Origin of the sequence: Streptomyces similanensis, assembly GCF_039543625.1 — a bacterium.
GTDB classification, from domain to species: domain Bacteria; phylum Actinomycetota; class Actinomycetes; order Streptomycetales; family Streptomycetaceae; genus Streptomyces; species Streptomyces similanensis.
The window spans coordinates 326736-352656 of sequence record NZ_BAABKC010000044.1 but is presented as its reverse complement, the minus strand read 5'-3'; the positions used below and the strand labels follow the sequence as shown (position 1 = coordinate 352656).

Annotated in this window: 22 protein-coding genes; 11 read left to right on the top strand and 11 right to left on the bottom strand. The window is 73.7% G+C overall.

The window, feature by feature from the left end; translation table 11 throughout:
- Window positions 1-157: 157 nt before the first annotated feature.
- Window positions 158-1456: a M18 family aminopeptidase gene (locus ABEB07_RS15755; protein ID WP_345668892.1), complete on the bottom strand. Its 1299-nt coding sequence runs from the start codon at window positions 1454-1456 to the stop codon at window positions 158-160.
- Between the two features lie 88 nt (window positions 1457-1544).
- Window positions 1545-3371 (bottom strand): acyl-CoA dehydrogenase, encoded by a 1827-nt coding sequence (locus tag ABEB07_RS15750; RefSeq protein ID WP_176149777.1) that lies wholly within the window; start codon window positions 3369-3371, stop codon window positions 1545-1547.
- Window positions 3372-3621: 250 nt separating this feature from the next.
- Between ABEB07_RS15750 and ABEB07_RS15745 the strand changes: the two genes are divergently transcribed.
- The 3 genes from ABEB07_RS15745 to ABEB07_RS15735 all read left to right on the top strand — a co-directional run bounded on the left by ABEB07_RS15745 (window position 3622) and on the right by ABEB07_RS15735 (window position 6385).
- Window positions 3622-4119, top strand: coding sequence for an SseB family protein (locus ABEB07_RS15745; RefSeq protein ID WP_176149778.1), 498 nt, complete (start codon window positions 3622-3624; stop codon window positions 4117-4119).
- 164 nt (window positions 4120-4283) lie between these two features.
- Window positions 4284-5261 (top strand): pirin family protein, encoded by a 978-nt coding sequence (locus ABEB07_RS15740; protein ID WP_345668891.1) that lies wholly within the window; start codon window positions 4284-4286, stop codon window positions 5259-5261.
- 95 nt (window positions 5262-5356) lie between these two features.
- The gene (locus tag ABEB07_RS15735) at window positions 5357-6385 is read left to right on the top strand and encodes an AI-2E family transporter (RefSeq protein ID WP_345668890.1); all 1029 of its coding nucleotides are present in this window, start codon (window positions 5357-5359) and stop codon (window positions 6383-6385) included.
- Between the two features lie 107 nt (window positions 6386-6492).
- On the opposite strand, the gene ABEB07_RS15730 is transcribed toward ABEB07_RS15735, so the two are convergent.
- Window positions 6493-8652 carry a SpoIIE family protein phosphatase gene (locus tag ABEB07_RS15730; protein ID WP_345668889.1) on the bottom strand — a complete coding sequence of 720 codons (2160 nt, stop codon included), beginning with the start codon at window positions 8650-8652 and terminating at the stop codon, window positions 6493-6495.
- A gap of 188 nt (window positions 8653-8840) precedes the next feature.
- On the opposite strand from ABEB07_RS15730, the gene aspS reads away from it, so the two are divergent.
- Complete coding sequence (aspS, locus tag ABEB07_RS15725; RefSeq protein WP_345668888.1) at window positions 8841-10604, top strand: aspartate--tRNA ligase; 1764 nt, start codon at window positions 8841-8843, stop codon at window positions 10602-10604.
- A 116-nt stretch (window positions 10605-10720) separates the two neighbouring features.
- Here aspS and metG read toward each other — a convergent pair whose 3' ends face one another.
- The 5 genes from metG to ABEB07_RS15700 all read right to left on the bottom strand — a co-directional run bounded on the left by metG (window position 10721) and on the right by ABEB07_RS15700 (window position 16753).
- Window positions 10721-12436 (bottom strand): methionine--tRNA ligase, encoded by a 1716-nt coding sequence (gene metG, locus ABEB07_RS15720; RefSeq protein ID WP_176149783.1) that lies wholly within the window; start codon window positions 12434-12436, stop codon window positions 10721-10723.
- A 171-nt stretch (window positions 12437-12607) separates the two neighbouring features.
- Window positions 12608-14011: a VWA domain-containing protein gene (locus tag ABEB07_RS15715; protein WP_345668887.1), complete on the bottom strand. Its 1404-nt coding sequence runs from the start codon at window positions 14009-14011 to the stop codon at window positions 12608-12610.
- Between the two features lie 107 nt (window positions 14012-14118).
- The gene (locus ABEB07_RS15710) at window positions 14119-15099 is read right to left on the bottom strand and encodes an endonuclease/exonuclease/phosphatase family protein (protein ID WP_345668886.1); all 981 of its coding nucleotides are present in this window, start codon (window positions 15097-15099) and stop codon (window positions 14119-14121) included.
- Window positions 15100-15186: 87 nt separating this feature from the next.
- Entirely contained in the window at window positions 15187-16176 is a 990-nt protein-coding gene (locus tag ABEB07_RS15705) for a hypothetical protein (protein ID WP_176149786.1), read from the bottom strand.
- Window positions 16177-16270: 94 nt separating this feature from the next.
- Complete coding sequence (locus tag ABEB07_RS15700) at window positions 16271-16753, bottom strand: hypothetical protein (protein ID WP_345668885.1); 483 nt, start codon at window positions 16751-16753, stop codon at window positions 16271-16273.
- A 191-nt stretch (window positions 16754-16944) separates the two neighbouring features.
- Between ABEB07_RS15700 and ABEB07_RS15695 the strand changes: the two genes are divergently transcribed.
- Together ABEB07_RS15695 and ABEB07_RS15690 are read left to right on the top strand one after the other, a co-directional pair.
- Window positions 16945-18309, top strand: coding sequence for a hypothetical protein (locus ABEB07_RS15695; RefSeq protein WP_345668884.1), 1365 nt, complete (start codon window positions 16945-16947; stop codon window positions 18307-18309).
- A 63-nt stretch (window positions 18310-18372) separates the two neighbouring features.
- Window positions 18373-18657 (top strand): ribosomal protein L7/L12, encoded by a 285-nt coding sequence (locus ABEB07_RS15690; RefSeq protein ID WP_345668883.1) that lies wholly within the window; start codon window positions 18373-18375, stop codon window positions 18655-18657.
- A gap of 47 nt (window positions 18658-18704) precedes the next feature.
- On the opposite strand, the gene ABEB07_RS15685 is transcribed toward ABEB07_RS15690, so the two are convergent.
- A complete protein-coding gene (locus tag ABEB07_RS15685; protein ID WP_345668882.1) occupies window positions 18705-19490 on the bottom strand; it encodes a hypothetical protein in 786 nt (261 codons plus the stop codon).
- 172 nt (window positions 19491-19662) lie between these two features.
- Between ABEB07_RS15685 and ABEB07_RS15680 the strand changes: the two genes are divergently transcribed.
- Together ABEB07_RS15680 and ABEB07_RS15675 are read left to right on the top strand one after the other, a co-directional pair.
- Complete coding sequence (locus ABEB07_RS15680; protein ID WP_345668881.1) at window positions 19663-20619, top strand: nucleoside hydrolase; 957 nt, start codon at window positions 19663-19665, stop codon at window positions 20617-20619.
- Window positions 20620-20838: 219 nt separating this feature from the next.
- On the top strand, window positions 20839-22518 hold the full coding sequence (locus tag ABEB07_RS15675; protein ID WP_345668880.1) for a glycoside hydrolase family 13 protein: 1680 nt from the start codon (window positions 20839-20841) through the stop codon (window positions 22516-22518).
- Window positions 22519-22554: 36 nt separating this feature from the next.
- Here the strand turns inward: ABEB07_RS15675 and ABEB07_RS15670 are convergent, their stop codons facing one another.
- The gene (locus tag ABEB07_RS15670; RefSeq protein ID WP_176149793.1) at window positions 22555-23283 is read right to left on the bottom strand and encodes a DUF4142 domain-containing protein; all 729 of its coding nucleotides are present in this window, start codon (window positions 23281-23283) and stop codon (window positions 22555-22557) included.
- A 277-nt stretch (window positions 23284-23560) separates the two neighbouring features.
- Here ABEB07_RS15670 and ABEB07_RS15665 point away from each other — a divergent pair, with 277 nt between their 5' ends.
- Both ABEB07_RS15665 and ABEB07_RS15660 read left to right on the top strand, forming a co-directional pair.
- On the top strand, window positions 23561-24253 hold the full coding sequence (locus ABEB07_RS15665) for a DUF6445 family protein (protein ID WP_345668879.1): 693 nt from the start codon (window positions 23561-23563) through the stop codon (window positions 24251-24253).
- Window positions 24254-24392: 139 nt separating this feature from the next.
- Complete coding sequence (locus ABEB07_RS15660; RefSeq protein ID WP_345668878.1) at window positions 24393-25280, top strand: NAD(P)-dependent oxidoreductase; 888 nt, start codon at window positions 24393-24395, stop codon at window positions 25278-25280.
- A gap of 127 nt (window positions 25281-25407) precedes the next feature.
- Here the strand turns inward: ABEB07_RS15660 and ABEB07_RS15655 are convergent, their stop codons facing one another.
- Window positions 25408-25656, bottom strand: coding sequence for a hypothetical protein (locus tag ABEB07_RS15655; RefSeq protein ID WP_345668877.1), 249 nt, complete (start codon window positions 25654-25656; stop codon window positions 25408-25410).
- Window positions 25657-25741: 85 nt separating this feature from the next.
- On the opposite strand from ABEB07_RS15655, the gene ABEB07_RS15650 reads away from it, so the two are divergent.
- The coding region (locus tag ABEB07_RS15650; RefSeq protein ID WP_345668876.1) for a hypothetical protein at window positions 25742-25921 on the top strand (180 nt) is incomplete at its 3' end.

Here is a 25921-nt window from a genome sequence, read left to right as displayed (position 1 = left end):
CCTAGTCCGGTGTCAGGTCCGGCGGTTCCGGCCCGTCCGGTCCCTTCCGGTCAACTCCGGATACCCGCAAGCCCGGTGAACATGCGGCGGCGGCCCCGCACGGCCGCTCCGAGCCCTTCGGCGGCCGGTGCGCGGGCCCGGCCGGGCCCGCGGCCGCTCAGCCCTCCAGGAACGCCACCAGCGCGTTCGCCAGCAGGAACGGGTCGTCCACGGCGCACAGTTCGCGTGCGCTGTGCATGGAGAGGATGGCCACGCCGATGTCGACGGTCCGGATGCCGTGCCGGGCCGCGGTGATCGGGCCGATCGTCGTGCCGCACGGCATGGAGTTGTTGGAGACGAAGGTCTGGAAGGGGACGCCGGCCTTCTCGCAGGCCGCCGCGAACACCGCACGGCCCGAACCGTCGGTGGCGTAGCGGTTGTTGACGTTGACCTTGAGGATGGGGCCGCCGCCCGCGCGCGGGTGGTGGGTCGGGTCGTGGCGCTCGGCGTAGTTCGGGTGCACCGCGTGGCCGGTGTCCGAGGACAGGCAGACGGTGCCGGCGAAGGCGCGCGCCCGGTCCTCGTAGGAGCCGCCGCGCGCGAACACCGAGCGCTCCAGCACGCCGCCGAGCAGCGGTCCGTCGGCGCCGGTGTCGGACTGGGAGCCGTTCTCCTCGTGGTCGAAGGCGGCCAGCACCGGGAGGTACGGCAGGTCGGCGCCGCCGGCGGCCACCGCGGCCAGGGCGGCCGTGCCCGCGTGCACGGACAGCAGGTTGTCCATGCGCGGCCCGGCCAGCAGTTCGCGGTCGCGGCCGAGGTAGGCGGGCGGTTCCACGGAGTGCGTCATCAGGTCCCAGCCGGCCACGTCGCCCGCGGCGAGGCCCGCCTCCTGCTCCAGGAACGCGATCAGGTCGCCGTCGCGGACATCGTCGCCCAGGCCCCACACCGGCTGGAGGTGGCGCTGTTTGTCGAGCTTGAGGCCGTCGGTGGAGACCGCGCGGTCCAGGTGGATGGCGAGCTGCGGGACGCGCAGGAGCGGGCGGTCGACGTTCACCAGGCGGGTCGAGCCGTCGCGCAGGGTGAGCCGGCCCGCCAGGCCGAGGTCGCGGTCGAGCCAGGAGTTCATCAGCGGGCCGCCGTAGATCTCCACGGCGACCTGGCGCCAGCCGTGCGCCCCGGTGTCGGGCCGCGGCTTGACGCGCAGGTTGGGCGAGTCGGTGTGCGCGCCGACGATGCGGAACGGGGTGTGCGGCGCGGCGCCCTCGGGGACGTACCAGGCGATGATCGCGCCGCCGCGCAGTACGTACTTGCCGCCCGTCGAGGCGTCCCAGGCGTCCGTCTCGGCGACCTGCCGGAAGCCCGCCTTCTCCAGCCGCGCGGCGGCGCTCGCCACGGCGTGGTAGGGCGACGGGCTGGCCGTCAGGAAGGACATCAGGTCGTCGGTGTGGCCGCGGTCGAAGGGCCGGCTTGTGCTCATGGGTTCACCTTAACGACGGACGAGGGTCCGCTCCCGGTGTGGGAGCGGACCCTCGTGCGGACCTCGTGGGGACCTCGTGCGGAACGGACTAGAAGGCGGCCTCGTCCAGCTCCATCAGGTCCAGGTCGACCTTCTCCGACAGCTTGCGGGCCAGGGTGACGCCCGGCAGGACGTTGGCCGCGAAGAACTTCGCCGCCGCGATCTTGCCCGTGTAGAACGGCTTGTCCTTGGCGGAGGCGGTCTCCAGCTTCTCGGCGGCGATCGCCGCGCCCTTGAGCAGCAGGTAGCCGACGACCACGTCACCGGAGGCCAGCAGCAGGCGGGTGGTGTTCAGGCCCACCTTGTAGATGCTCTTGACGTCCTGCTCGGTGGCGGCGAGGTCGGTCAGCATGACGCCGACGACGGCCTCCAGCTCGACGGCGGCCTTGGCCAGGTGCTCGCGGGCGCCGGCCAGCTCGGCGCCGCCGGTCGCCAGGGCGAGGAACTTCTTGATGTCCTCGGCGAGCGAGTTCAGCGCGGCGCCCTGGTTGCGGACGATCTTGCGGAAGAAGTAGTCCTGGCCCTGGATCGCGGTGGTGCCCTCGTACAGGGTGTCGATCTTGGCGTCGCGGATGTACTGCTCGATCGGGTACTCCTGGAGGAACCCGGAGCCGCCGAAGGTCTGGAGCGACTGGGCGAGCTGCTCGTAGGCCTTCTCGGAGCCGTAGCCCTTGACGATCGGCAGGAGCAGGTCGTTCAGGGCGTGCTCGGCGGCGGCGTCCTCGCCGTTCGCCTCCTTGAGCTGGATCTCGTCCTGGACCGAGGCGGTGTACATCACCAGGGCGCGCATGCCCTCGGCGTACGCCTTCTGGGTCATCAGCGAGCGGCGCACGTCGGGGTGGTGGGTGATGGTGACCTTGGGCGCGGCCTTGTCCATGAAGTCGGCCAGGTCGGTGCCCTGGACGCGCTCCTTGGCGTACTCCAGCGCGTTCAGGTAGCCGGTGGAGAGCGTGGAGATCGCCTTCGTGCCGACCATCATGCGGGCGAACTCGATGATGCGGAACATCTGGCGGATGCCGTCGTGCCTGTCGCCGATCAGCCAGCCCTTGGCGGGGTGGCGGTCGCCGAAGGTCATCTCGCACGTGTTGGAGGCCTTCAGGCCCATCTTGTGCTCGACGTTGGTGGCGTAGACGCCGTTGCGCTCGCCCAGCTCGCCGGTCTCGAAGTCGAACTCGAACTTCGGGACGAGGAAGAGGGACAGGCCCTTGGTGCCGGGGCCGGCGCCCTCGGGCCGCGCGAGCACGTAGTGGAGGATGTTCTCCGACATGTCGTGCTCACCGGAGGTGATGAAGCGCTTCACGCCCTCGATGTGCCAGGAGCCGTCCTCCTGCTGGACCGCCTTGGTGCGGCCGGCGCCCACGTCGGAGCCGGCGTCGGGCTCGGTGAGCACCATCGTGGAGCCCCACTGGCGCTCCACGGCGACCTTGGCGATGTGCTTCTGGACCTCGTTGCCCTCCTCGAAGAGGATGCCGGCGAAGGCCGGGCCGGAGGAGTACATCCACACGGCCGGGTTGGCGCCCAGGATCAGCTCGGCGTAGGCCCAGATCAGGGAGCGCGGCGAGGTGGTGCCGCCGATCTCCTCGGGCAGGCCGAGCCGCCAGTACTCGGAGTCCATGAAGGCCTGGTAGCTCTTCTTGAAGGAGGCCGGTACCGGGGCGGTGTTGGTCTCGGGGTCGAACACCGGCGGGTTGCGGTCGGCGTCGGCGAAGGACTCCGCCAGCTCGTTCTCGGAGAGGCGGGCCAGCTCCTCCAGGATGCTCTTGGCGGTCTCGGTGTCCATCTCCTCGAACGGACCGGTGCCGTACAGCTTGTCGCGTCCGAGGACCTCGAAGAGGTTGAACTCGATGTCGCGGAGGTTGGACTTGTAGTGCCCCATGGCCACGGCTCCCGTCGAGGACTCGGCGAGGCACTGTCTCCTCGCGTCCGGTTCGCGTCTGGTTCGCGTACCAACTAGTAGCTCCGATGATGCTACCCGTCGGTAATAAGACGCAACCCCTGACCGTCCGTCTGTGACGCGTCTCTTATCGGCGGGTGTGACCGGTGTGACCGCCGGGGCCCGAGGGGCGGGCCGGCCGGGAGCGTCCGTCCCCGCCCTGCGCCCGCGGGCGCGTCGGTACGCTTGGCGCATGTACGGATACGGCCAGCCGATGGACGGGGGCGCGGCGCAGCAGCAGTACGCGCCGCCGCAGGAGCAGATGCCGGGCGGTATGGCGGGGGGCATGGCGGGCGGCTACGGACAGCAGCAGCCGCTGTACCCCGAGCCGTCCCCGCCCTCGCTCGCGGACGCGGTCCGTGCGTTCACCACCGGGCAGCTGGCCGCCGAGGACTTCCAGCAGATCTTCGCCACCTCGAAGGTGTACTGCCCGCGCGGTGACACGCCCGGTTTCCTCGCGCTGCACAACACCCAGCAGCCGGTGATCCCGATGTTCACCTCGCTCAAGGAGCTGCGGCGGTACGCGGGCAAGGAGTCCAAGTACTTCGTGATCACCGGCGCTGAGGTGATCGACCTGCTGCCCACGGGGTACGGCTTCGTGCTCGACATGGAGGGCGAGCACCGGATGGTGTTCGACGCCAAGGCGGTCGAGCAGATGGTCGACTTCGCGATGCGCCGGATGTACGGCTGACGCCTGGGCCGTACGGCCGTGCGCGCGGCCGTGCGGGCGCGTGCGCCTGGTCTTGTGGGGCCCGAAGCCCGGAGGGAATGGCCTCCGGGCTTCCCTTGTTGGAGCTGGCAGGAAGTTGAATGCTCAACTAGAGTGGCCGACACGCCCCCCGAGGAGGTACCGACATGCCCGCAGTGACCGTCGAGAACCCGCTGGCGCTGCCCCGTGTGGCCGCGCCCGCCGATGCCGTCGCCCGGCCCGTGCTCGCCGTCACGACCGCGCCGAGCGGTTTCGAGGGCGAGGGCTTCCCGGTGCGCCGGGCGTTCGCCGGCATCAGCTACCAGCACCTCGACCCGTTCATCATGATGGACCAGATGGGTGAGGTGGAGTACGCGCCGGGCGAGCCCAAGGGCACCCCCTGGCACCCGCACCGCGGCTTCGAGACCGTCACCTACATCATCGACGGGATCTTCGACCACCAGGACAGCCACGGCGGCGGGGGCACCATCACCAACGGCGACACCCAGTGGATGACGGCGGGCAGCGGCCTGCTGCACATCGAGGCGCCGCCGGAGTCCCTCGTCCTGTCCGGCGGCCTCTTCCACGGCCTCCAGCTGTGGGTGAACCTGCCGGCCAAGGACAAGATGATGGCCCCGAAGTACCAGGACATCCGCGGCGGCAGCGTCCAGCTGCTCACCTCCCCCGACGGCGGCGCGCTGCTGCGCGTCATCGCCGGCGAGCTGGACGGCCACCAGGGTCCGGGTGCCACCCACACGCCGATCACGATGGTGCACGCGACGCTCGCCCCGGGCGCGGAGGTCACCCTGCCCTGGCGCGAGGACTTCAACGGCCTCGCCTACGTCCTCGCCGGGCGCGGCACGGTGGGCGCCGAGCGCCGGCCGGTCCACCTCGGTCAGGCCGCGGTCTTCGGAGCCGGTTCCTCGGTCACCGTCCGCGCGGACGACAAGCAGGACTCCCGCACGCCGGACCTGGAGGTCGTCCTGCTCGGCGGCCGGCCGATCCGGGAGCCGATGGCCCACTACGGCCCGTTCGTCATGAACACCCGCGACGAGCTGATGCAGGCCTTCGAGGACTTCCAGAAGGGCCGCCTGGGCACCGTCCCGGCCGTCCACGGCATGACGGAGACCGGCCCCCAGGGCTGATCCCGGCCCGGGTCCGCGCCCCCGGGCGGCGCCCGCGTCACCCGGGCGGAGTGTCCGCGCAGGACAGTCCGCCCGGTGCGTGGTGCGCTGAGGGGGTGTCCCTGCTGCCCGAGTCCGTCCGGCGTCTCGCCGCCTGGTGCGCCGTCGTGCTGCTCCTGTCCGGGGTGGTGTGGATCGTGGTGCGGCTGTGCGTGGTGTTCCGCACCGCCGTGATCCCCGTGCTGCTGGCGCTGCTGGGCACCGCGCTGCTGCGGCCGCTGTTCCGCCGGCTGGTGCGGGCGAGGGTCAACCGTTCGCTGGCGGCCGGGATCACCTGCGCCGCCGTCCTCGTCGTCGTCGGCGGCACCGGCTACGTCGTGGTGCGCGCGCTGATCGACAGCTGGCAGCAGATCGCCGACTCCCTGGAGAACGCGGCGAAGTCGCTCTCCTCCCATCTGGGGACGCCCGGCACCTCGCTGTCCGACCTGGCCGGGCGCGGCAAGGATCTGCTGTCCAAGTTCGGCGGGACCGCCGCCTCCGGCGTCATCAGCGGGGTCAGCGCCGTCGCCGAGTACCTCGCCATGGCCGTCCTGGCGCTGCTGCTGGTCTTCTTCTTCCTGCGCGACGCCGAGCGGGCCCGGCGCACCCTGCGCGCGCTCTCCCCGGGCGGCAGCGCCGACACGGTCGAGAGCATGGCCCGGCGGGCGTTCGCCGCCGTCGAGGGGTTCATGCGCGGGACCACGATCATCGCGTTCATCGACGCCGTCTGCATCACCGTGGGCCTGGTCCTGCTGGACGTGCCCGGCGCCCTGGGACTGGGTGCGCTGGTGTTCGTGGGGGCGTACATCCCCTACCTGGGGGCGTTCATCTCCGGCGCGGTGTCCGTGCTGGTCGCGCTCGCCGACCGCGGGTTCGTCGTCGCGCTGTGGGTGCTCGGCGTGGTCGTCGCCGTGCAGTTGCTGGAGGGGCATGTGCTCCAGCCGCTGATCCAGAGCCGGACCGTGCAGATGCATCCGGCGGCGGTGCTGCTGGCGATCGCTGCGGGGGCGTCGGTCGCGGGCATCGTCGGGATGCTGCTGGCGGTGCCGATGACGGCGGCGGCCTTCGGCATCGCCCACGAGGTCCACGACCGGTACGCCGCCTAGACCGGTACGCCGCCTAGACCGGTACGCCGCCTGGACCGGTATGCCGCCTGGACCTGTACACCGCCCAGAGGCCCTGGCGCGGCACGGCTCCTCGCCCGCCCCCGCCGCTACCGCTTCGTCTCCCACGGCGGTTCGTACAGCTCGAACCAGATGCTCTTGCCCACGCCCCGCGGCTCGACGCCCCACGCGTCGGCGAGGAGCTCGATCAGGATCAGACCGCGCCCGGAGGAGGCCAGCTCGCCCGGCCGGCGCTTGTGCGGGAGGTCGTCGCCGGCGTCGGTGACCTCCACCCGCATCCGCCGCTCGCCCCGCTCGCCGCTCACCTCGGCCAGCAGCAGGGCGTCGGTGTCGGTGTGCACGAGCACGTTGGTCAGCATCTCGCTCACCAGCAGCACCGCCGAGTCCACCTGCTCCTCGGACGACCAGTCGTGCAGCAGCTGGCGCAGCTGCTGGCGGGCCACCGCGACCCGCTCGGGCTCGGCCTGCGCGACCGTCAGCAGGGTGCGCCGCACCTCGGGCAGGCTCACCGTGCCGCCGTGGCCCTCGCAGCGGCGGCTCAGCAGCAGGACGGCGATGTCGTCCTCGCGGCGGTCCACCAGCGGGCCCGTGGTGTAGTGCGAGGAGGGGCCGTGGACGCCCTGGACGAGCGCGTCGGCGAGCTCCTCGGTGTCGCCCTCGTGCCGTTCCAGGATGGCGCGGATGCGCTGCCAGCCGGTGTCCAGGTCGTGGCCGCCGGTCTCGATCAGGCCGTCGGTGCAGACCATCATCGTCTCGCCCGCCTCCAGCGTGAACCGGGTGGTCGGGTAGTCGGGGTCCGGGTCGACGCCGAGCGGCAGCCCGCCCGCGGTGGGCCGTTGCAGCACCGTCCCGTCCTTCATCCGGATCACCGGGTCGGGGTGCCCGGCGCGGGCCACCTCCAGCACCCCGGTGCGCGGATCGACCTCCGCGTACAGGCAGGTGGCGAAGCGCAGGTCGGCCGGGTCGTCGGTGGGGGCGCCGTCGTTGACGATGCCGTGCAGGAAGCGGGAGGCGCGGGAGAGGACCGCGTCCGGGCGGTGCCCCTCGGAGGCGTAGGCGCGCAGGGCGATGCGCAGCTGGCCCATCAGCCCGGCGGCGCGCACGTCGTGCCCCTGGACGTCGCCGATGACCAGCGCGAACCGTCCCGGCCTGGACTTCTCGCGGCTGCGCGAGGTGCCGCCGGGCAGCGGGATCATGTCGTACCAGTCGCCGCCGACCTGGAGACCGCCGCCGGTGGGGACGTAGCGGGCGGCCAGGTCCATGCCGGGGACCTCGGGGCCCAGCGTGGGCATCATCGAGCGTTGCAGGCCCTCGCTCAGCTCGCGCTCGGTCTCGGCCGTGCCGGCCCGGGAGAGGGCCTGGGCGAGCATCCGGGCCACCGTGGTCAGCACCGAGCGCTCGTCGGGCGTGAAGGCCACCGGATAGGTGAAGGCGGCCATCCAGGCGCCCATGGTGCGGCCCGAGGCGGTCAGCGGCAGATACGCCCACGAGCGGCGGTGGAAGTGCTCGGCCAGCGGCCAGGTGAGCGGGTAGCGGGCCCGGTACTCCTCCGGGGAGGACAGGTACACGGCCCGGCCGGTGCGCACCACCTCGGCGGCCGGGTAGTCGGTGTCCAGCGCCATGTGCACGAACGGCGCCTCGTCGCCGGGGCGCTGCCCGTGGTGGCCGATGACCGAGAGACGGTCGCCCTCCACGCCGAAGACGGCCAGGCCGTCGGGCGAGAAGCCGGGCATCGACAGGCCGGCGGCCACCCGCAGCACCTCGGCGGTGGACCGGGCCTCGGCCAGCGCCCGGCCCGCGTCCAGCAGGAACGCCTCCCGCGAGCGCCGCCAGTCGCCGGTGACGGCGCTGCGGGCGGCCGGCGAGCCGGGAGTGGGCTCGGCGACCTCCTGGAGGGTGCCGGTCAGCTCGTACGCCTTCTTGCGCGCGTCGAAGGTGGGCCGGGAGCGGCTGCGCACGACGCGGATGATCCGGCCCTGCTCGTCCATGATCCGCACCCGCACCTCGGCGAGGGTGCCCTCGGAGGCGGCGAGCCGGACCACACCGGTGATCTCGTTCCAGTCGACCGGGTGGAGCCGGGCGCGCACCTGGGCCTCCGTCAGGGTGACCGCCTCCGCGGGCAGCCCGAGCAGCCGGGCCGCCTCGGCGTCGACCGCCACCAGACCGGTGGAGGTGTCCCAGTGCCACAGTCCGGTCGCGAGGGCGGCGAGGACGTCCCCGACGGCGGGCAGGGGCTCACCAGTGCGCATTGCCCCACTGTAAGAAGATGTGATCGGACACTGCCACCGAAAGGGGAGAAAACGGACGCCGCGGAGAGCGGTAATGGGGGCGAGCCGATCTTGGGGCGGCCGGTACCCTTGACGGGTCCGGGCCGTGTGCCCGTTCCCGCCGGAGTGAGCACCTCCGGCACACCACGAACGAAGGACGATGAACGACGATGCATCGGTACAGGTCCCACACCTGCGGCGAGCTCCGCGCCTCTGACGTCGGCGCCGACGTCCGGCTGAGCGGCTGGCTGCACAATCGGCGCGACCTGGGCGGCATCCTCTTCATCGATCTGCGCGACCACTACGGCATCACGCAGCTCGTGGCCCGTCCCGGCACGCCCGCCTACGAGGCCCTGGACAAGCTGTCCAAGGAGACGGTCGTCCGCGTCGACGGCCGGGTTGTCTCCCGTGGAACCGAGAACGTGAACACCGACCTGCCCACCGGCGAGGTCGAGGTCGAGGTCGGCGAGGTCGAGGTGCTCGGCGCCGCCGGCCCGCTGCCCTTCACGATCAACGCCGAGGACGGCGTCAACGAGGAGCGGCGCCTGGAGTACCGCTTCCTCGACCTGCGCCGCGAGCGCATGCACCGCAACATCATGCTGCGCACGGCCGTGATCTCCGCCATCCGGCACAAGATGGTCGCGCTCGGCTTCAACGAGATGGCGACGCCGATCCTGACGGCGACCTCCCCCGAGGGCGCCCGCGACTTCGTCGTCCCCTCCCGGCTGCACGCCGGCCGCTTCTACGCGCTCCCGCAGGCCCCGCAGCAGTTCAAGCAGCTGCTGATGGTCTCCGGCTTCGACCGCTACTTCCAGATCGCGCCCTGCTTCCGCGACGAGGACGCCCGCGCGGACCGCTCGCCGGGCGAGTTCTACCAGCTCGACGTCGAGATGAGCTTCGTCGAGCAGGAGGACGTCTTCCAGCCGATCGAGCGGCTGATGACCGAGCTGTTCGAGGAGTTCGGCGGCGGCCGCCACGTCACCTCCCCCTTCCCGCGCATCCCGTTCCGCGAGGCGATGCTCAAGTACGGCTCCGACAAGCCGGACCTGCGCGCCAAGCCGGAGCTGGTGGACCTCACCGACGTCTTCGCGGGCTCGGAGTTCAAGGCGTTCGCCGGCAAGCACGTGCGCGCCCTGCCGGTGCCGGCGGTCCAGGACCAGCCGCGCAAGTTCTTCGACCAGCTGGGCGACTACGCCGTCTCCCAGGGCGCGAAGGGCCTGGCCTGGGTGCGGGTCGGCGAGGACGGCTCGCTGACCGGCCCGATCGCGAAGTTCCTCACCGAGGACGACGTCGCGGAGCTCACCAAGCGGCTGTCCCTGGCGCCCGGCCACGCGGTGTTCTTCGGCGCGGGCGAGTTCGACGAGGTCTCCAAGATCATGGGCGCGGTCCGCGTCGAGGCGGCCAAGCGGGCCGGCCAGTTCGAGGAGGACGTGTTCCGCTTCTGCTGGATCGTGGACTTCCCGATGTACGAGAAGGACGAGGAGACGGGGCGGATCGACTTCTCGCACAACCCGTTCTCCATGCCGCAGGGCGGCCTGGACGCCCTGGAGAACCAGGACCCGCTGGACATCCTGGCCTGGCAGTACGACATCGTCTGCAACGGCGTGGAGCTGTCCAGCGGCGCCATCCGGAACCACGAGCCGGACATCATGCTCAAGGCCTTCGAGATCGCGGGCTACGACGCGGAGACCGTCGAGCGGGAGTTCGCGGGCATGCTCCGCGCGTTCCGCTTCGGCGCCCCGCCGCACGGCGGCATCGCCCCCGGCGTCGACCGCATCGTGATGCTGCTGGCCGACGAGCCGAACATCCGCGAGACGATCGCCTTCCCGCTCAACGGCAACGCCCAGGACCTGATGATGGGCGCGCCGACCGAGCTGGACGAGTCGCGCCTGCGCGAGCTGCACCTCACGGTGCGCAAGCCGCAGCCGAAGTAGTCCCCGGCGCCGCACACGGCGCACGCAAGAGGGGCGGCCCCGCGGGGCCGCCCCTCTTCGTCTTCTCGCCGTCCGGTGCGGAACTTCGTCTTCTCGCCGTCAGCCGCGGGCAGCGGTCAGGCCGGCTCGCCGCCGAAGCGCTCCTTGTACGCCGCCAGGTCGTCGTCGGTGAGCTTGGCGAAGAGGACCGGCGGGACCGTGAACGGGGTGCCGGCGGGCACCGCGGTCAGCGAGTTCGCCTCCTCGGGAGTGACCCAGACCGCCGTGTCGTCGGCGAGGTCGAACGCGGAGCGCATCGTCTTCGCCGTCGTCGGGATGAACGGCTCGGAGACCACCGCGTACAGGTGGATCAGGTTCATCGCCGTGCGCAGGGTGAGGGCCGCGCCGTCCTTGTCGGTCTTGATCTCCAGCCAGGGGGCCTTCTCCTCCAGGTAGGAGTTGCCCGCCGACCACAGGGCGCGCAGCGCGGCGGCCGCCTTGCGGAACTGGATGGCCTCCATCTGCTCCTCGTACTCGGCGAGCAGCCGCGCGATCTCCGCGCCCAGCTTCGCCTCCGCCGGGCCCGGCTCGCCGCCCTGCGGGACGTCGTCGCCGAAGCGCTTGCGGGAGAAGGACAGCACGCGGTTGACGAAGTTGCCGAGGGTGTCGGCGAGGTCCTTGTTCACGGTGGCCGTGAAGTGCTCCCAGGTGAACGACGAGTCGTCCGACTCCGGGGCGTTCGCCATCATGAAGTAGCGCCAGTAGTCGGCGGGCAGGATCTCCAGCGCGTCGTGCGTGAAGACGCCGCGGCGCTGCGAGGTGGAGAACTTGCCGCCGTAGTAGTTCAGCCAGTTGAACGCCTTGATGACGTCGACCTTCTTCCACGGGGCGCGGGTGCCCAGCAGGGTCGCCGGGAACATCACGCTGTGGAAGGGGACGTTGTCCTTGCCCATGAACTGCGTGTAGCGGACGTCCGCGTCCGACTCCCACCACCACGAACGCCAGTCGCGGTGCTCCGGGTCCTGCTCCGCCCACTCCTTCGTCGAGCCGATGTACTCGATCGGCGCGTCGAACCAGACGTAGAAGACCTTGCCCTCGGCGGCCAGGTCCGGCCAGGTGTCGGCCGGCACCGGCACGCCCCAGTCCAGGTCACGGGTGATCGCGCGGTCGTGCAGGCCCTCGGTCAGCCACTTGCGGGCGATGGAGGACGCCAGCACCGGCCAGTCGTCGGCGCGCTCGTCCACCCACGCCTCGACCTCGCCGGCCAGCGCCGACTGGAGCAGGAAGAGGTGCTTGGTCTCGCGGATCTCCAGGTCGGCGCTGCCGCTGATCGCGGAGCGCGGCTCGATCAGGTCCGTCGGGTCCAGCACCCGGGTGCAGTTCTCGCACTGGTCGCCGCGGGCCTTGTCGTAACCGCAGTGCGGGCAGGTGCCGATGATGTAGCGATCGGGCAGGAAACGGCCATCGGCGTTGGAGTACACCTGGCGGATGGCGCGCTCCTCGATGAAGCCGTTCGCCTTCAGCTCGCGGGCGATCTCCTGGGTGATCTCGTGGTTCTGCCGCGAGGAGCTGCGGCCGAAGTGGTCGAACGCCAGGCTGAAGCCGTCGTAGATCGCCTTCTGCGCGTCGTGCGCCTGGGCGCAGAACTCGGCGACCGGGATGCCCTGTTCCTTCGCCGCGAGCTCCGCGGGAGTGCCGTGCTCGTCGGTGGCGCAGATGTACAGCACGTCGTGGCCGCGCTGGCGCAGGTAGCGCGCGTACACGTCCGCCGGGAGCATGGACCCCACCATGTTGCCCAGGTGCTTGATCCCGTTGATGTACGGAAGGGCGCTGGTGATGAGGTGTCGAGCCATCGCGGGCTGCTCCCAAGTCGCTACGCGGAGTGACGATCTCGTGGTTCTGGGTCGTCTGTGAACCTTGAAATCGTAGCCGACGTGGGCGGGGCGCCCGCTTCCCGTTCCAGGGGGCGGGAAGCGGGCGGGCGCGCGCGGGAGCGGGTGGGTGCGGGTGGGTACGGCGGGCGGTTACGGGCGCCAGGCCGCCAGGATGCCCTCGTACAGCTCCTTGTCCGTCAGCTCGCGGGGGGTCGGGCCGGCGTGGAAGAAGGAGGTGTTCTCCGTCTTCAGCTTGCGGAGGTAGTCGAAGGCCTTGTTGTCGTGCTCGCCGAAGGCGACGAAGGAGAAGAAGACGGCGGGGTGGGACTTCGCCGCGTCGGTGAGGGCCTGGGTGGCGGGGGTTCTGGCGTCGGGGGCGCCGTCCGTCTGGAAGACCACCAGGGCGGGGTCCGCGGCGTGGTGCTCGTCGTGGTGGGCGAGGACCGCCTCGATCGCCGCGTGGTACGTCGTACGGCCCATGTGGCCGAGGCTCGCGTGGACCTCGTCGATCCGGTTCTCGTGGTCGGCGAGGGTGAGGGTGGCGGTGCCGTCCACCTCGGTGGAGAAGAAGACGACGTGGACGGCGGCCTCGGGGTCCAGGTGGGCGGCGAGGGCGAGGGTCTGCTCGGCGAGGGACTGGGCGGAGCCGTCCTTGTAGTACGGGCGCATGGACGCCGAGCGGTCCAGGACGAGGTAGGTCCTGGCGCGGGCGCCGGTGAGGTCGTTCTTCTTGAGGGTGAGGGTGGCCGCCTTGTAGGCGGTGGTGAGGAGGGGGGCGCGGGACTTGACGCGGGTGAGGGGGGTTGCGGGTTTGGGGGTGGGGGTCGGCTCCGCCGGGGGGTGGGCGGTCGTCTCGGCCTTGGCTTCGCCTTCGGCCGGGGAGTCGTTCCCACCCGCACCGCCCGTGCGGGTTGCGTTGTCGGGTGCGGGTGGCGCCTGTGGGGCGGCCTCGCCGTCGGCGGCCGCGGGTTCGGGGGTCGGCTCCGCCGGGGGGTGGGCGGTCTCGGCCTCGGCTTCGCCTTCGGCCGGGGAGTCGTTCCCACCCGCACCACCCGTGCGGGATGCGTCGTCGGGTGCGGGTGGCCCCTGTGGGGCGTCCTCGCCGTCGGCGGCCGCGGGTTCGGGGGTCGGGTCCGCTGCGGGCTGGTCGGCCTCGGTTCCCGGCTCGGGCTCCGAGGCGGGTTCCGGGGCGGCTTTCGGCTCCGGGGTGGGCTTCGAGGCGGCCGGTTCCGGGGTGGGGGCCGAGGGTGGGGTGGATTCTTCTTGGGGTGGGGTGGTGGGGTGGGGGAGGGTGATTTTGTTGAAGGCGGCTGCTACCAGCTCGTGTTCCTCGTCGCGTTCCTCGCGCGGGGCGGGGCGGGGCTCCGGGACCTGGGGAGCGGCCTGCGGGTCCGCGGCCGGCTCGGGGCCCGGGTACGGGGCCTGGGCCTCCGGCTGCTGCGCCGCGGCCGGAACCTGTTCCTGGGCCGGAACCTGTTCCGCACCCTCCGCCTCGGCCGTACGCCCCTTGCGGGACCGGCCGAACGCGTTCCGCAGGCGAGTGAGAATGCCCATGTGCGCAACCCTTCGCGTGAGTTGTTCCCGTCGATCCCTGGCCAGGACGGACACGTAAGGTTAGCGGCCCCCGGCGGCGGACCCGACCCGGCGCGGCCCGTCCCCGGTCAGCCCTGCGGGGCGTGCAGGGTCAGTTCGACCAGCAGGGCGCGGTGGTCGGAGCCGGACACCCTCAGGAAGCGGGCGTGGGCGGCGGTGAAGTGCCGGGTGACCAGCACGTGGTCGATCTGCGCGCCGAGCGCCGGGGCGGTGCGCGACGGCCAGCTCGGGGTGCGGTCCGCGCCGGCGAGGCGGGCCGCGTCGTACAGACCGGTGTCCAGGACGCGGCGGAACGCGGCGTGGTCCTGGGAGGCGTTGAAGTCGCCGGCCAGCACGGTCGGGACGCCCGGCTCGGCCGCCGCGAAGGCGCGCAGCCGGCCGAGTTCGCGGCGCCAGAGCGCGACCTGGCGCGGCAACGGCGGCATCGGATGCGCCAGTTGCAGCCGTACGGCATGACCCCGTACGTCGGCCACCGCGCCCGGCATGCCCATCGTGCCGGCGACACCGGGCGTGCCCTTCAGCGGGTACTCGGCGAGGATCACCGACCCCTTCGAACCGGCCGCCGCCACCGCCCGCCGGTAGGGGTAGTCGGCGCCCACCTCCCGCCGCAGCAGTTCCTGGCAGCCGTACGCGCACTCCTGGACGAAGACGAGGTCCGGCCGCTCCCGGCGGATCACCGCCACCAGCGCCGGTGCGCCGCGCCCGAACTCGACGTTGGCGGTGAGCACCCGGACCTCGGCGACGATCACGCCCGCCGGCCGCGGGTCCTTGCCGTACGGCTCGATGTACCAGGCCAGCAGGCCGAGCACCGCCACGCCCCACACCGCGCCGAACCACCAGCGGCCCAGCAGGGTGAGGGCCAGGCCGAGGCCGGTGGGGACGAGCAGCCACGGCAGGAAGGCGAGCAGTTGCGGCACGGGCGTGACGCCGTCGCTGTCGGCGAGCCGGCAGCCGATGACCACGCTCACCGCGGCGAACAGCAGCCCCGCGCACCAGGACCTGAAGCGCCGGCCGCGCCGGTGCGTCTCGGGAGAGGAGGCCGCCGTCACGGGGCCCGAGCCTACGGGGGGCGTCCGGCGGGAGCCAGGAGCCTCCCGGAGGTCCGGGGGCGAGGAGGGAGGCCGGTCGGCGCGGGGTCAGGCGCGGACGCGCGGTGGTTGCGGGGCCTGGGGCGGGGTGGGGGCGTCCGGCGGCACGGGTTCCGCGCGCCTGCGCCGGCCGAGGCGGAGCGGCAGGCGCAGAAGCGGCCGGGAGCGGGGCCGCGGGCCGCGGGCGCGGACCGTGCGGCGGCTGAGCCAGGTCAGCGCCGCCACGGTCAGGCCCAGGGCCACCAGCAGCCAGGACGTGGCGCGCAGGGTGGCCGTGAGGGCGTCGTAGACGGCGCCGGCGGCCGGCTGGGAGACCTCGTCGGGCAGGTCGGCCAGGGTCAGGCTGCGGCCCACGGCGAGGGCGAGGGCGAGCAGCGCGCCGCCGAGGGCGGTGCCCAGCGCGGTCGCGGTGAGCGCGCGGCGGCGGTGCACGGCCAGCGCGATGCCGGCGACGGCGAACGCGACGGCCGAGACGGGGAGCCAGAAGCCGGCGACTTCGAGCACGTCGAACCCCTTCCGCAGGCGGCCCACCTGCTGGGCCGGGAGCAGGGCGACCTCGGTGTGTTCCACCGGGATGCGGGTGGCGAGCGGCACGTGGTCCTCGGCGAGCCGGGCCTTCACCTGGGCGGTGACGGGCGCGAGATCGACGGTGACCGGCCGGTCGTGGGCGTCGCGCTCGTCGCGCAGGGCGCGCAGCAGGGCGTCGTGGGCGACCCGGTTGCCCTCGTCCCAGGCGGTGCGGAAGGCGGCGGTCTGGGTGAAGGAGCGGACCGCGTCGTGCACGAACGGGGCGACCGTGCCGCGCAGCACCCGGGCGTCCATCTCGTGGCCGATCTCGTGCGTGATGCCGTCCCCGACCGTCTGCGCGATCGCGTCCCGTACGTCCGGGTCGGCGGCGAGCGGCGCCATGGTGGTGACGTAGCGGCCGGTGTCGGCGAGGCCGTACGCCGCCCACGCCGCCAGCGCGCCGAACGGCACCAGCAGGCACGAGAGGGTGATCAGCACGGCCGCCAGGCCGCTGCGCAGGCGTCGGGACACCCTCCCAGCGAAGGCCGCCGACGGCGGGCGCGCGAGCCGGGAGGGGCGATCGGGTGAGTGCGGAGCGTGCCGCGGGGCGGCCCGGCGGCCGGGGTCAGTTGATGCGGTGGCCCTCCGCGTCCTCGTGCGTGTAGGTCCAGTAGAAGACCAGCAGGCCGATGATCGCGCCGATCCCGGCGGAGACGCCGACCAGCCAGCGGGCGTCGAAGTGGCCGGTCTGGCCGACGAGGAAGCCGAAGGCCGCGCCGGAGAACAGGAACCACGCGAAGGCGTGCCACTCGCGCGGCAGGCGGGGGGCCAGATACAGCACGGCCGCCATGGCGACCGTGAACACGATCACGGTCACGAAGCCGAGCACCAGGTTCCCCGCGGTGATCGGTCCGCCGTGCCGCGCGTTGGCGGCGGCCCAGTAGCCGTAGACGAGGCCGATGGCGAGCGGTACCGCCCAGCGTCCGACGGTGTGCGCGCGGTCGCTGAAGAGGTTGAGGGACCGGCGCTGCCAGCTGCCGGTCCCGGTGCCGGCGCGGCCGGTGGTGCGGCCGGTGGTGCGGCCGGACACGGGTGCCGAGTGAGCCATGGGAGGTTCCTCTCTCTCGCCGCCCCCGCCTACCAGGGCACACCGGGGACGGGGCCCCGGCAACTCGGCGGGCGGGTGCGGCGCGCGGGGTCTTCGGCGGTCGCGTTCCCGGTCCGCCGCCCGGCGGGGCGGTCACAGCGGTTACGGTGCTGACGTACGCGACCGACGGTGCACACCGACGCGGGGGGACCATGCCAGGAACCGTGCTGCTGCTCGCGGCCTCGCCCGTGGGCAAGGGGCGTCTGGTGGACGCCGCCTCCGTGCTCCCGGTGCTGGCCGCCGTGGAGCCCGCCGTGCTGTCGGGCGCGCCGACCGCGAGCGTCGTGGAACTCGCCGACCCGCTGGAGCCGCAGGCCGTGCTGACCCGGCTGCGCGCCGCGGCGGCCTCGCCCGGCCCGCTGACCGTGTACGTCGCCGGTCAGCTCCAGCTCGACCGCAAGCAGCGCCTGCCCCATCTGGCGCTCGCCCGCACCACCGCCGCGACGGTCCGCTACACCGCCCTGCCCTGGCACTGGCTGCGCGAGGAACTCCGGCTGCGGGCGGAGGGCACGACGACGGTCGTGGCCGATCTGCGCGCGGACGCGGAGAGCTGGCGGCAGGTGTGCGAGCGGCCGCTGGACGCGGGGGCGCACGTCGCCCTGTACGGGCGGGTCGCGCCGCCGCCGGTACGGCGCAGGGTGGCGGCGCCGGCGTACATGAAGGCGGTGGCGACGATCCTGCGCAGCGGGCACCGGCCGCCGCCGGACCAGCTGCACGAGCAGGCGTTGATGCGGCTGGCCGGCGAGGAGGGCGAGGAGAGCGGCCCGGGCCTCGTCCTCACACCCCACCGCCCGATACCGGGACCTGCGGCGCCTGGGGTGGTGTACGGCCAGGTGACGGTGGCGGCGGGGGCCGCGCCCGTGCCGGAGAGGGCGAGAGGGCCGGAGACCGTGCCGGTGTCGGGGGCCGTGCCCGTGCCGGATGCGGGGATGGGGTCGGTGCCGGGGCAGGCGCCGGGTGCGCCGGGTGCGCCGGGCGCCGCCGGCACCGCTACCAGCACCAGCACCAGTACCGGCACCAGCATCGGTACCGGCACCAGCATCGGTACCGGCACCGATACCGGTGTCGTGATCGTCGCGCAGCGGGCCCCGGGCGGTGATCCGCACGCCTCGATCGCCGCGTTCGTGGAGGCGGGGCGGCACGGGGACGCCGACACGCTCGCCGCGCGCTGGGAGCAGGCCGCCGTACGGACGCACGGCGCGGCCTCCGAGGACGCGCTGCACTGGAGCGAGGTCCGCGCGGACCTGGCGATGTTCGCGGGCGACGCCGCCGGCAGTTGCCGGGGCTGGCTGACCGTCGCCGCCACCCGTCTGGCCATGGGCCAGCCCGCCGACGCCCCGGCGGTCGAGGCCGCCGTGGACCGGGCGCACCACCAGTGGGGAACACTCCGCGACCCGGCCCGGGCCCGCGAACTCGGCGCGGTGCTCGCGGAGTTGCGCGGCCGGGTGCCGGGCCGGCGGCGCGGTGCGCTGGACCACGTGCGGCGCCAGCTGCGGCAGCTCCAGACGCAGGGGTGAGGACGGGCGAGTTATGAGCTGCGGCTGAGGTTCCGCGCGGTCCGGCGTTCCTAGGATCGGGGCATGGACATAGTGACGTACGGCGCCGCGGCCCTGCTCCTGCTGGCCGGGCTCGCCAGTCTGGCGGGGAGCCGGCTGGCCCGGAACGACCGTCGCCTGGCGCGCATCGAGCACCGGCTCGACCTGATCCTCGACCACCTCGACCCGCGCCACCAGGACTCCCGGCTGGACGAGGTGGCCGGTCTCGCCCGGGCCGGCCGGAAGATCGAGGCGATCAAGACGTACCGCGAGGTCACGGGCGCCGGCCTCAAGGAGGCCAAGGACGCCGTGGACCGCCTCACCGCCTGACGACCGGCCCGCAGGAACCCGCAGGAACCCGCAGGGCCCCGCCGGGTTCACGCCTGGGCGCGGGCCTTCTGGCGGGCGTCGGTCAGGCGCCGCACGCCGAGCGTGACCGCTTGGGTGGTGGCGTCCGGCGGCAGCGCGCCGAGCGCCCCGTCGCTGACGACGATCGCGTCGTCGCCGACGCGCACCGCGACGACGTCCAGGGTGAGCGTGTCGGCGTCCCCGTCCTCGTCCGTCTCGCCGGTGAAGGTGATCCGCAGGCCCTGACGGGCGTCCCCGACCGCGGGCAGCGCCAGGTCGCTCACCCGTACGTCCTGCGTGCCCGCCGAGGTCGTCTCGGCCGTGAACTGGGCGCAGCTGCGCGGCAGCGTGCGCAGCCAGGCCAGGGAGCGGTCCACGTCCGCCGCGTGCAGCGAGAGCACCTGGTAGCGCAGCTGGGCCTGGTCGTCGGCGTCGTCGTAGGCGACCACCGCACGGGTCCCGGTGGGGGTGCCGAGCGGCTCGTCGGCGTAGAGGGAGTCCATCAGGCGCGCGCAGCCCGCGATGTCGGTCTGCGCCTTGAGCACCCCGTCCCGCCAGGTGGCGGCCCCGTCGGTGGGCGCCCAGGGCGCCCCGAGGTCGGTCTCGGTGAGCAGCGCGGCCTGCGCCTGCGCGGCGGTGAGCATGGCGGCGCCGGTGGGCGAGGCGGGCGCGGCCGGCCGGCTGGGCGCCGCCTCGGTGGCGGCCGCGCCGGTGTCCCGGCCGCCGCCGGCCGTGCAGGCGGTCGCGGTCAGCAGGGCGGCCGCGCAGCACACGGCGGCGGGCAGGACACGGGCGGCGGCCGGGGAACGGGGCATGGCGGTTGCCTCCAGACGAACGGGACGACCTGGACTGCGCGTCCCTCCCACGGCACCACCGAGCCGCCGACCCCACCAGCGAGCCGGTCCGTCCGGGTGAGCCACCCGGGCCGCGTCCGGGCCGCGGGAGCTCTAGGGTCGGTACGACGCACCGTTTCCGAGGAGCCCCGCTGTGACCGGTCTGCCCACCCCTGTGATCATCGACTGCGACACCGGCGTCGACGACGCGCTCGCCCTGCTGTTCGCCGTACGCCACCCGGGCCTGGAGCTGCGCGCGGTCACGTGCGTGGCCGGGAACGCGGACGTGGACCAGGTGGTGCGCAACACGCTCACCGTCCTGGAGCAGGCGGGCGCGCCCCAGGTGCCGGTCGCGCGGGGCGCCGAGCGGCCGCTGCTCGAACCCGTGCGCACCGCCCACCACGTGCACGGCCGGGACGGGATGGGGGACCTCGGGCTGCCCGCGCCGGGTCGGCGGCCCGCCGACGTGGACGCGGTGACGCTGCTGCGCCGGGAGATCCTGGCCGCGCCCCGCCCGGTCACCCTGATCCCGACCGCGCCCCTGACCAACATCGCCCTGCTGCTGCGCACCCACCCGGAGGTGACGCGCAACATCGAGCGGATCGTGTTCATGGGCGGCGCGGTGGCCACCGGGAACGCCACGGCGGTGGCCGAGTTCAACGTGTGGCACGACCCGGAGGCGGCGGCGATCCTGCTCACCGCGGGGGTGCCGATCACGATGTACGGCCTGGACGTGTTCCAGCGGGTGATCGTCCCCGCGGACGACGTACGGCGGCTGCGGGCGAGCGGCGAGCCGGGCGCGGTCCTGGCCGGCCGGCTGCTGGCCCACCGCGACCCGGTCACCGGCGAGGAGGACCCGCCGGGCGGCCTCGGCGACGCGGGCGCGGTCTGCGCGGTCGCCGACCCGGCCGGGCTGACCACGGAGCTGCTGCCGGTCGAGGTGAACCTCGCGCCAGGACCGGCGCGCGGCCAGACGGTGGTCGACCGCCGCCCGCGCCCCGGCGAGGCCGAACTGCACGGCGAGGCCCGCGAACAGCCCCTGGTGGACGTGGCGCTGGACGTCGACGTGGAGCGGTACGTGAAGCTGTACCTGGCCACCGTCGAGCGCTGACGCCCCGCGCCCCTGCCGGGCGGCCCCGCGCGCGCCGTCCCGCTGCGCCCGGCGGCGTACGCCCTCGTGCGGCCCGTGCTCCCCGACCCCGCGGTGTACGCCCCTCGGTCCCTCTTCGGCGTGGTTCGCGTGCGCGGGGAGCTGGACAGGGTTCTCTTTGTTGCCCCGTCCCGCCCGCGCCGAAGCCGCGTCGAGGAGCCGTACCGAAGAGGAGACCGCGTGACCGACCGCACCGCCGCGCCCGACTCCCCGCCCGATCTGTCGTCCAGGAACCCGGACTGGTGGCGCCAGGCCGTGGTCTACCAGGTGTATCCGCGCAGCTTCGCCGACGCCGACGGCGACGGGCTCGGGGACCTGAGGGGCGTCACCCGGCGTCTGGCCCATCTCGCCGGGCTCGGGGCGGACGCCGTGTGGCTCAGCCCGTTCTACCCCTCCGAGCTGGCCGACGGCGGCTACGACGTGGCCGACTACCGGGACGTCGACCCGCGCCTGGGCACGCTGGACGACTTCGGCGCGATGGTCGCCGAGGCCCACCGCCTGGGCCTGAAGGTGATCGTCGACGTCGTCCCCAACCACAGCTCCCACCGGCACCGCTGGTTCCAGGAGGCGCTGCGCGCCGGTCCCGGCTCCGCCGCCCGCGCCCGCTACGTCTTCCGCGACGGCCGCGGCGCGCACGGCGAACTCCCGCCCACCGACTGGCAGTCCGTCTTCGGTGGCAGCGCCTGGACCCGGGTGCCGGACGGCCAGTGGTACCTGCACCTGTTCGCGCCCGAGCAGCCCGACTTCGACTGGCGTCACGAGGAGGTCCGCGCCGACTTCCGCACCACCCTGCGGTTCTGGTCCGACCGGGGCGTGGACGGCTTCCGCGTCGACGTCGCGCACGCCCTGGTCAAGGACCTCGACGAGCCGCTGCGGGACGTCGGGGACATCGGCGTCACCGGCGAGGACGCGCTGCCGCACCTGCCGCCGGGCAGCCACCCGTACTGGGACCGCGACGAGGTGCACGAGATCTACCGCGACTGGCGCAAGATCTTCGACGCCTACTCCCCGCCGCGCACCGCGGTCGCCGAGGCATGGGTGCCCGATGAGCGGCGCGCGCTGTACGCCCGGCCGGACGAACTGGGCCAGGCGTTCAACTTCGAGTACCTGCAGGCCGGCTGGGACGCGGACGGACTGCGCCGGACCATCGCCGCCTCGCTGGCCACCGCCCACGCCGCCGGCGCCTCGGCCACCTGGGTGCTGTCCAACCACGACGTGATCCGGCACGCCTCCCGGCTGGTACTGCCGCCCGGCGCCGACGGCGACGCCTGGCTGCTGTCCGGCGGCCGGGCCCCGGCCGTCGACCCGGCGGCGGGCCTGCGCCGGGCCCGCGCGGCCACCTTGCTGATGCTGGCCCTGCCCGGCTCGGCCTACCTCTACCAGGGCGAGGAACTGGGCCTGCCCGAGGTCGCCGACCTGCCCACCGAGGTCCTCCAGGACCCGATCTGGGAGCAGACCGGCCAGGTACGCAAGGGCAGGGACGGCTGCCGGGTGCCGCTGCCGTGGACGACGACCGGCCCGTCGTACGGCTTCGGGACGGGCGGGGCCTGGCTGCCGCAGCCGGCCGGCTTCGGGGCGTACTCCGTACAGGCGCAGGAGGGGGTGGCGGGCTCGACGCTGGAGCTGTACCGCACGGCCCTCAGGCTGCGCCGCAAGCTGCTGGCGGGCGAGTCGCTGACCTGGGCGGAGGACACCCCGGACGGGGTGCTGGCGTTCGCCCGCTCCGAGGGCTGGCGGTGCGTGACCAACCTGTCGGGGACGGACGTGGCGCTGCCGCCCGGCGAGGTGCTGCTGAGCAGCGCGCCGCTGCCGGACGACGCCCGCAGACTGGAGCCGGACACCACGGTGTGGCTGGCATAGCGCCGTTGTACGGATCGGCCGGTCGCGCCGGACGGCTCAGCCCACCGTCGGGCTCGGCGCCGGGGTGGCGTCCGGCCGGCCGCCGAGGTCCAGCGGGCGGGAGGTGGCGCCGGGCGGCGGGGTGAGCACCACCTGCGGCTGGCCGCCGGGGGGCGGCGGCGGGGTGAGGTCGGAGGCGGGCAGCTTCGGCGGCGTCGTCTGCTGGAACAGCACCTGGCCGAAGTCGACCAGCCCGGTCTGCTCCATGACCGTGATGTGGTCGAGCACGGTGGCGTTGGCCTGGTTGGCCAGCGCCCGCACCAGGCTGTTCTCGGTGGTGGAGCGGATCTTCGCGATCGTGTTGAAGATCGAGCCGTGCGTCACCCGCAGGATGTTGGCCATGTCGCTGTCGAACCGCTTGCCGCTGTCGGCGCTGAGCGTGTCGACGAAGCCCTGCTGCTGCGGGCTGGCCACGTTCGGCAGCGTGATGTTCAGCATGGGCGCGATCCGGCGGCAGCTGGCGTCCAGCGCCGCGTGCCCGTCGATCAGGTGCCGGCCCGCGGTGACGACCGCCTTGGTGGTGCCCTTCTTCACGGCCATCCGGCCGACCGGGTACTCCCACAGCCCGGCCGCGCGCACCTTCACCACGAAGTCCCGGTCCGCCTCCGTCAGCGGCCCCCACTGGGTCTGGGCGATGATCCGGGACGGGTTGCCGGAGACGTTCTGGAAGCCCAGCATGCCCGGATAGGCGAGCGCGGCGAGGGTCAGCCCCAGAGCTCCGGTCACGAAGAGAGTTCCCGTCGCGTTCCGCGAAAAGCGCACCGTGCCTCCTGCCCGGCCGTGGTTCCCGCCGCGTGGACGGGATCGGACGCACAGCAGTACGGGCGGGAAAACCGCTGGAGTCTCTAGGGAAGGTAAAATCCCGGCGCTGCCGAAACCGGGCCGGACCGCACGGTTCGGACCGGCGGCGACGGACGGACTTGCCTGCTCGTTACGAAGGTTGGCGCAATGTTGACCGCCGGGTGGGAGAGGCGTGGGGAGCGCCCGCCCTACATTCGGCTGCATGCCCCCACAGCCCCCCGGCCGCCCCGGCGCGCCCACCGCGCTGCCCGTCCTGCCCTACCGCAAGCCCACCAAGGGCCGTGACTACTGGGTGATCGACGACGTCCTGCCCGACGCGGCCGCCGTCCGGGAACGGGTGCTGAGCAGGGACGACTGGGTCAAGGGCTATCCGTACACCACGCAGACCTGGCCCGGCCTGCGCACCATGCCCGGTCTGGAGCCGGGCGAACTGGCGCGGGTGGAGCGGCTGGTGCGCAAGGCGACCGGGGCGAAGGAGCTGTGGGTGCAGCAGGCGCCGGGCGGCGGCACCCTCAACCACAACTGCGTCCAGGTCGTCGGCGAGGGCGAGAGCGAGCCGCGCCCGCACACCGACTCCCGTGCGCTGTGCCGGTACGCGGCCGTGCTCTACCTCAACCCGGCCGCCCCCAAGGACTGCGGCACCAGCTTCTACCGCCAGTCCCTGCCCGGCGGCCGGCTCGGCGGCAACGTCGTCCAGGCCCCGCACACCAACCTCGTGGAGGCGCTGGGCACCCGATTCGTCGCGCCGGACGCCTTCGAGGAGGACGTACGGGTGCCGCACAAGGCCAACCGGCTGCTGCTCTACCACGCCAACCTGGTGCACAGCGCGACCGGTTACTTCGGCCGGACGCTGGAGGAGAAGCGGATGACGGCGGTCTTCTTCTGGATGGCCTAGGCCGCGGCCGGCGGCCCTGCTGCCGTGTCCGCCCGGCTGCCGCCGCTCCGAGGCCGCCTGACGTCCCGTCGGCCGATGCGGTGATCGCCGATACTCGCCGTGTCGACGTCGCGGGGGACAGCCGGAAGGAAGCGAACGCATGACCGACACGACCCGTACCGTGGGTGTCCTGGGCACCGGGATCATGGGCGCGGCGATGGCCCGCAACCTCGTCGGGGCCGGGCACGCCGTCCGGGTGTGGAACCGCACCCGGGCCAAGGCGGAGCCGCTGGCCGCCGACGGCGCCGAGGTCGTGGACACGGCCGCCGAGGCGGTGCGCGGCGCCGACGTGATCCTCACGATGCTGTACGACGGCGGCACGGTGCTGGAGGTCATGCGCGAGGCCGCCCCGGCGGCGCGCGCGGGCGCGGCGTGGGCGCAGTCGACCACGGCCGGCCTGGACACGGTCCCGGAACTGGCCGCCCTCGCCCGCGAACACGGCCTGCTCTTCTACGACGCCCCGGTGCTCGGCACCAAGCAGCCCGCCGAGGCGGGGCGGCTGACCGTGCTGGCGGCGGGCCCGGCGGACGGCCGGCACGCGGTGACGCCGGTGTTCGACGCGGTCGGCGCCCGTACGGTGTGGACCGGCGAGGACGGGGCGGCGGCCACCTCCACCCGGCTCAAGCTGGTCGCCAACAGCTGGGTCCTCGCGGCCACCGCGGCCACCGGGGAGGCGCTCGCGCTGGCCAAGGGGCTCGGCGTGGACCCGCGCGGCTTCTTCGACCTCATCTCCGGCGGCCCGCTCGACATGGGCTACCTGCACGCCAAGGCCGCCCTGATCCTCGACGACGAGCTGCTGCCGCCGAGCTTCGCCGTGACCACGGCGGAGAAGGACGCCCGGCTGATCGTGGCGGCCGGGGAGAGCTGCGGCGTCCGCCTCGACGTGGCCGCCGCGAGCGCCGAGCGCTTCGCCCGCGCGGCCGCCCAGGGACACGGCGCGCAGGACATGGCGGCGGCGTACTTCGCCAGCTTCGACGAGAAGTCCTGACGGCGGCGGGGCGCGACGGCGGGGCGGCGACGGCGGGGCGCGGTGCCGGGGCGGCGCCGGGGGCTCGTCGGGCGGGTCGGCGTCGGAGGGGTGAGGGTCGGGGCAGCGGCCGGACTGGTCGGGCGGATCAGCGTCTGAGGATCGATCGCCGGGGCAGCAACTGGGGCTCGACGGCCGGGGCGGCGTCCGAGGGGCGGCCGTCGAGGCAGCAGCCGAGGTCCGGCGACGGGGGCTCGACGGTGCGCGAAGGCGCCGTCTCGGTGGCGAGTACGGCCTCGTCGGGCTGTCCGGCGTTCGCCGCCGGACGCAGGGCCGCGCGGACGGCCGCTGCGGGCCGTTCGGACGGTTCGGGCCGGTCGGACCGAGCGGCGCTCACCGGCGAGCGGTCCTCACGTCCCGCGCCCGCGCCCGTATCGGCGTCGGCGCCGACGGTGGTCCGGCCCGGGCGTCCGGTGCCGGACGTGACCCGGTCCGGCCGGCCGGGCCCGGCCGCCGGGACACGTGCCGTCGCCGTCGTCGTCGCCGTCGTCGTCGTCGCCGCCGGTTCCGGTCGGGGGGCGGGCGCGGGTTCCGGGGCCGGCGGGGCCGGGTCCGTCGTGGGCGGGGGACCTGCGGGCGCCGCGCCCGCCGCCGAGCCGGCG

What these genes read in the sequence shown, in the direction of transcription:
- ABEB07_RS15755 (WP_345668892.1), bottom strand. Translation starts at nt 1,456, where the DNA reads ATGAGCACAAGCCGGCCCTTCGACCGCGGCCACACCGACGACCTGATG.
- ABEB07_RS15750 (WP_176149777.1), bottom strand. Translation starts at nt 3,371, where the DNA reads ATGGGGCACTACAAGTCCAACCTCCGCGACATCGAGTTCAACCTCTTC.
- ABEB07_RS15745 (WP_176149778.1), top strand. Translation starts at nt 3,622, where the DNA reads ATGTACGGATACGGCCAGCCGATGGACGGGGGCGCGGCGCAGCAGCAG.
- ABEB07_RS15740 (WP_345668891.1), top strand. Translation starts at nt 4,284, where the DNA reads ATGCCCGCAGTGACCGTCGAGAACCCGCTGGCGCTGCCCCGTGTGGCC.
- ABEB07_RS15730 (WP_345668889.1), bottom strand. Translation starts at nt 8,652, where the DNA reads ATGCGCACTGGTGAGCCCCTGCCCGCCGTCGGGGACGTCCTCGCCGCC.
- aspS (WP_345668888.1), top strand. Translation starts at nt 8,841, where the DNA reads ATGCATCGGTACAGGTCCCACACCTGCGGCGAGCTCCGCGCCTCTGAC.
- metG (WP_176149783.1), bottom strand. Translation starts at nt 12,436, where the DNA reads ATGGCTCGACACCTCATCACCAGCGCCCTTCCGTACATCAACGGGATC.
- ABEB07_RS15715 (WP_345668887.1), bottom strand. Translation starts at nt 14,011, where the DNA reads ATGGGCATTCTCACTCGCCTGCGGAACGCGTTCGGCCGGTCCCGCAAG.
- ABEB07_RS15700 (WP_345668885.1), bottom strand. Translation starts at nt 16,753, where the DNA reads ATGGCTCACTCGGCACCCGTGTCCGGCCGCACCACCGGCCGCACCACC.
- ABEB07_RS15695 (WP_345668884.1), top strand. Translation starts at nt 16,945, where the DNA reads ATGCCAGGAACCGTGCTGCTGCTCGCGGCCTCGCCCGTGGGCAAGGGG.
- ABEB07_RS15690 (WP_345668883.1), top strand. Translation starts at nt 18,373, where the DNA reads ATGGACATAGTGACGTACGGCGCCGCGGCCCTGCTCCTGCTGGCCGGG.
- ABEB07_RS15685 (WP_345668882.1), bottom strand. Translation starts at nt 19,490, where the DNA reads ATGCCCCGTTCCCCGGCCGCCGCCCGTGTCCTGCCCGCCGCCGTGTGC.
- ABEB07_RS15665 (WP_345668879.1), top strand. Translation starts at nt 23,561, where the DNA reads ATGCCCCCACAGCCCCCCGGCCGCCCCGGCGCGCCCACCGCGCTGCCC.
- ABEB07_RS15660 (WP_345668878.1), top strand. Translation starts at nt 24,393, where the DNA reads ATGACCGACACGACCCGTACCGTGGGTGTCCTGGGCACCGGGATCATG.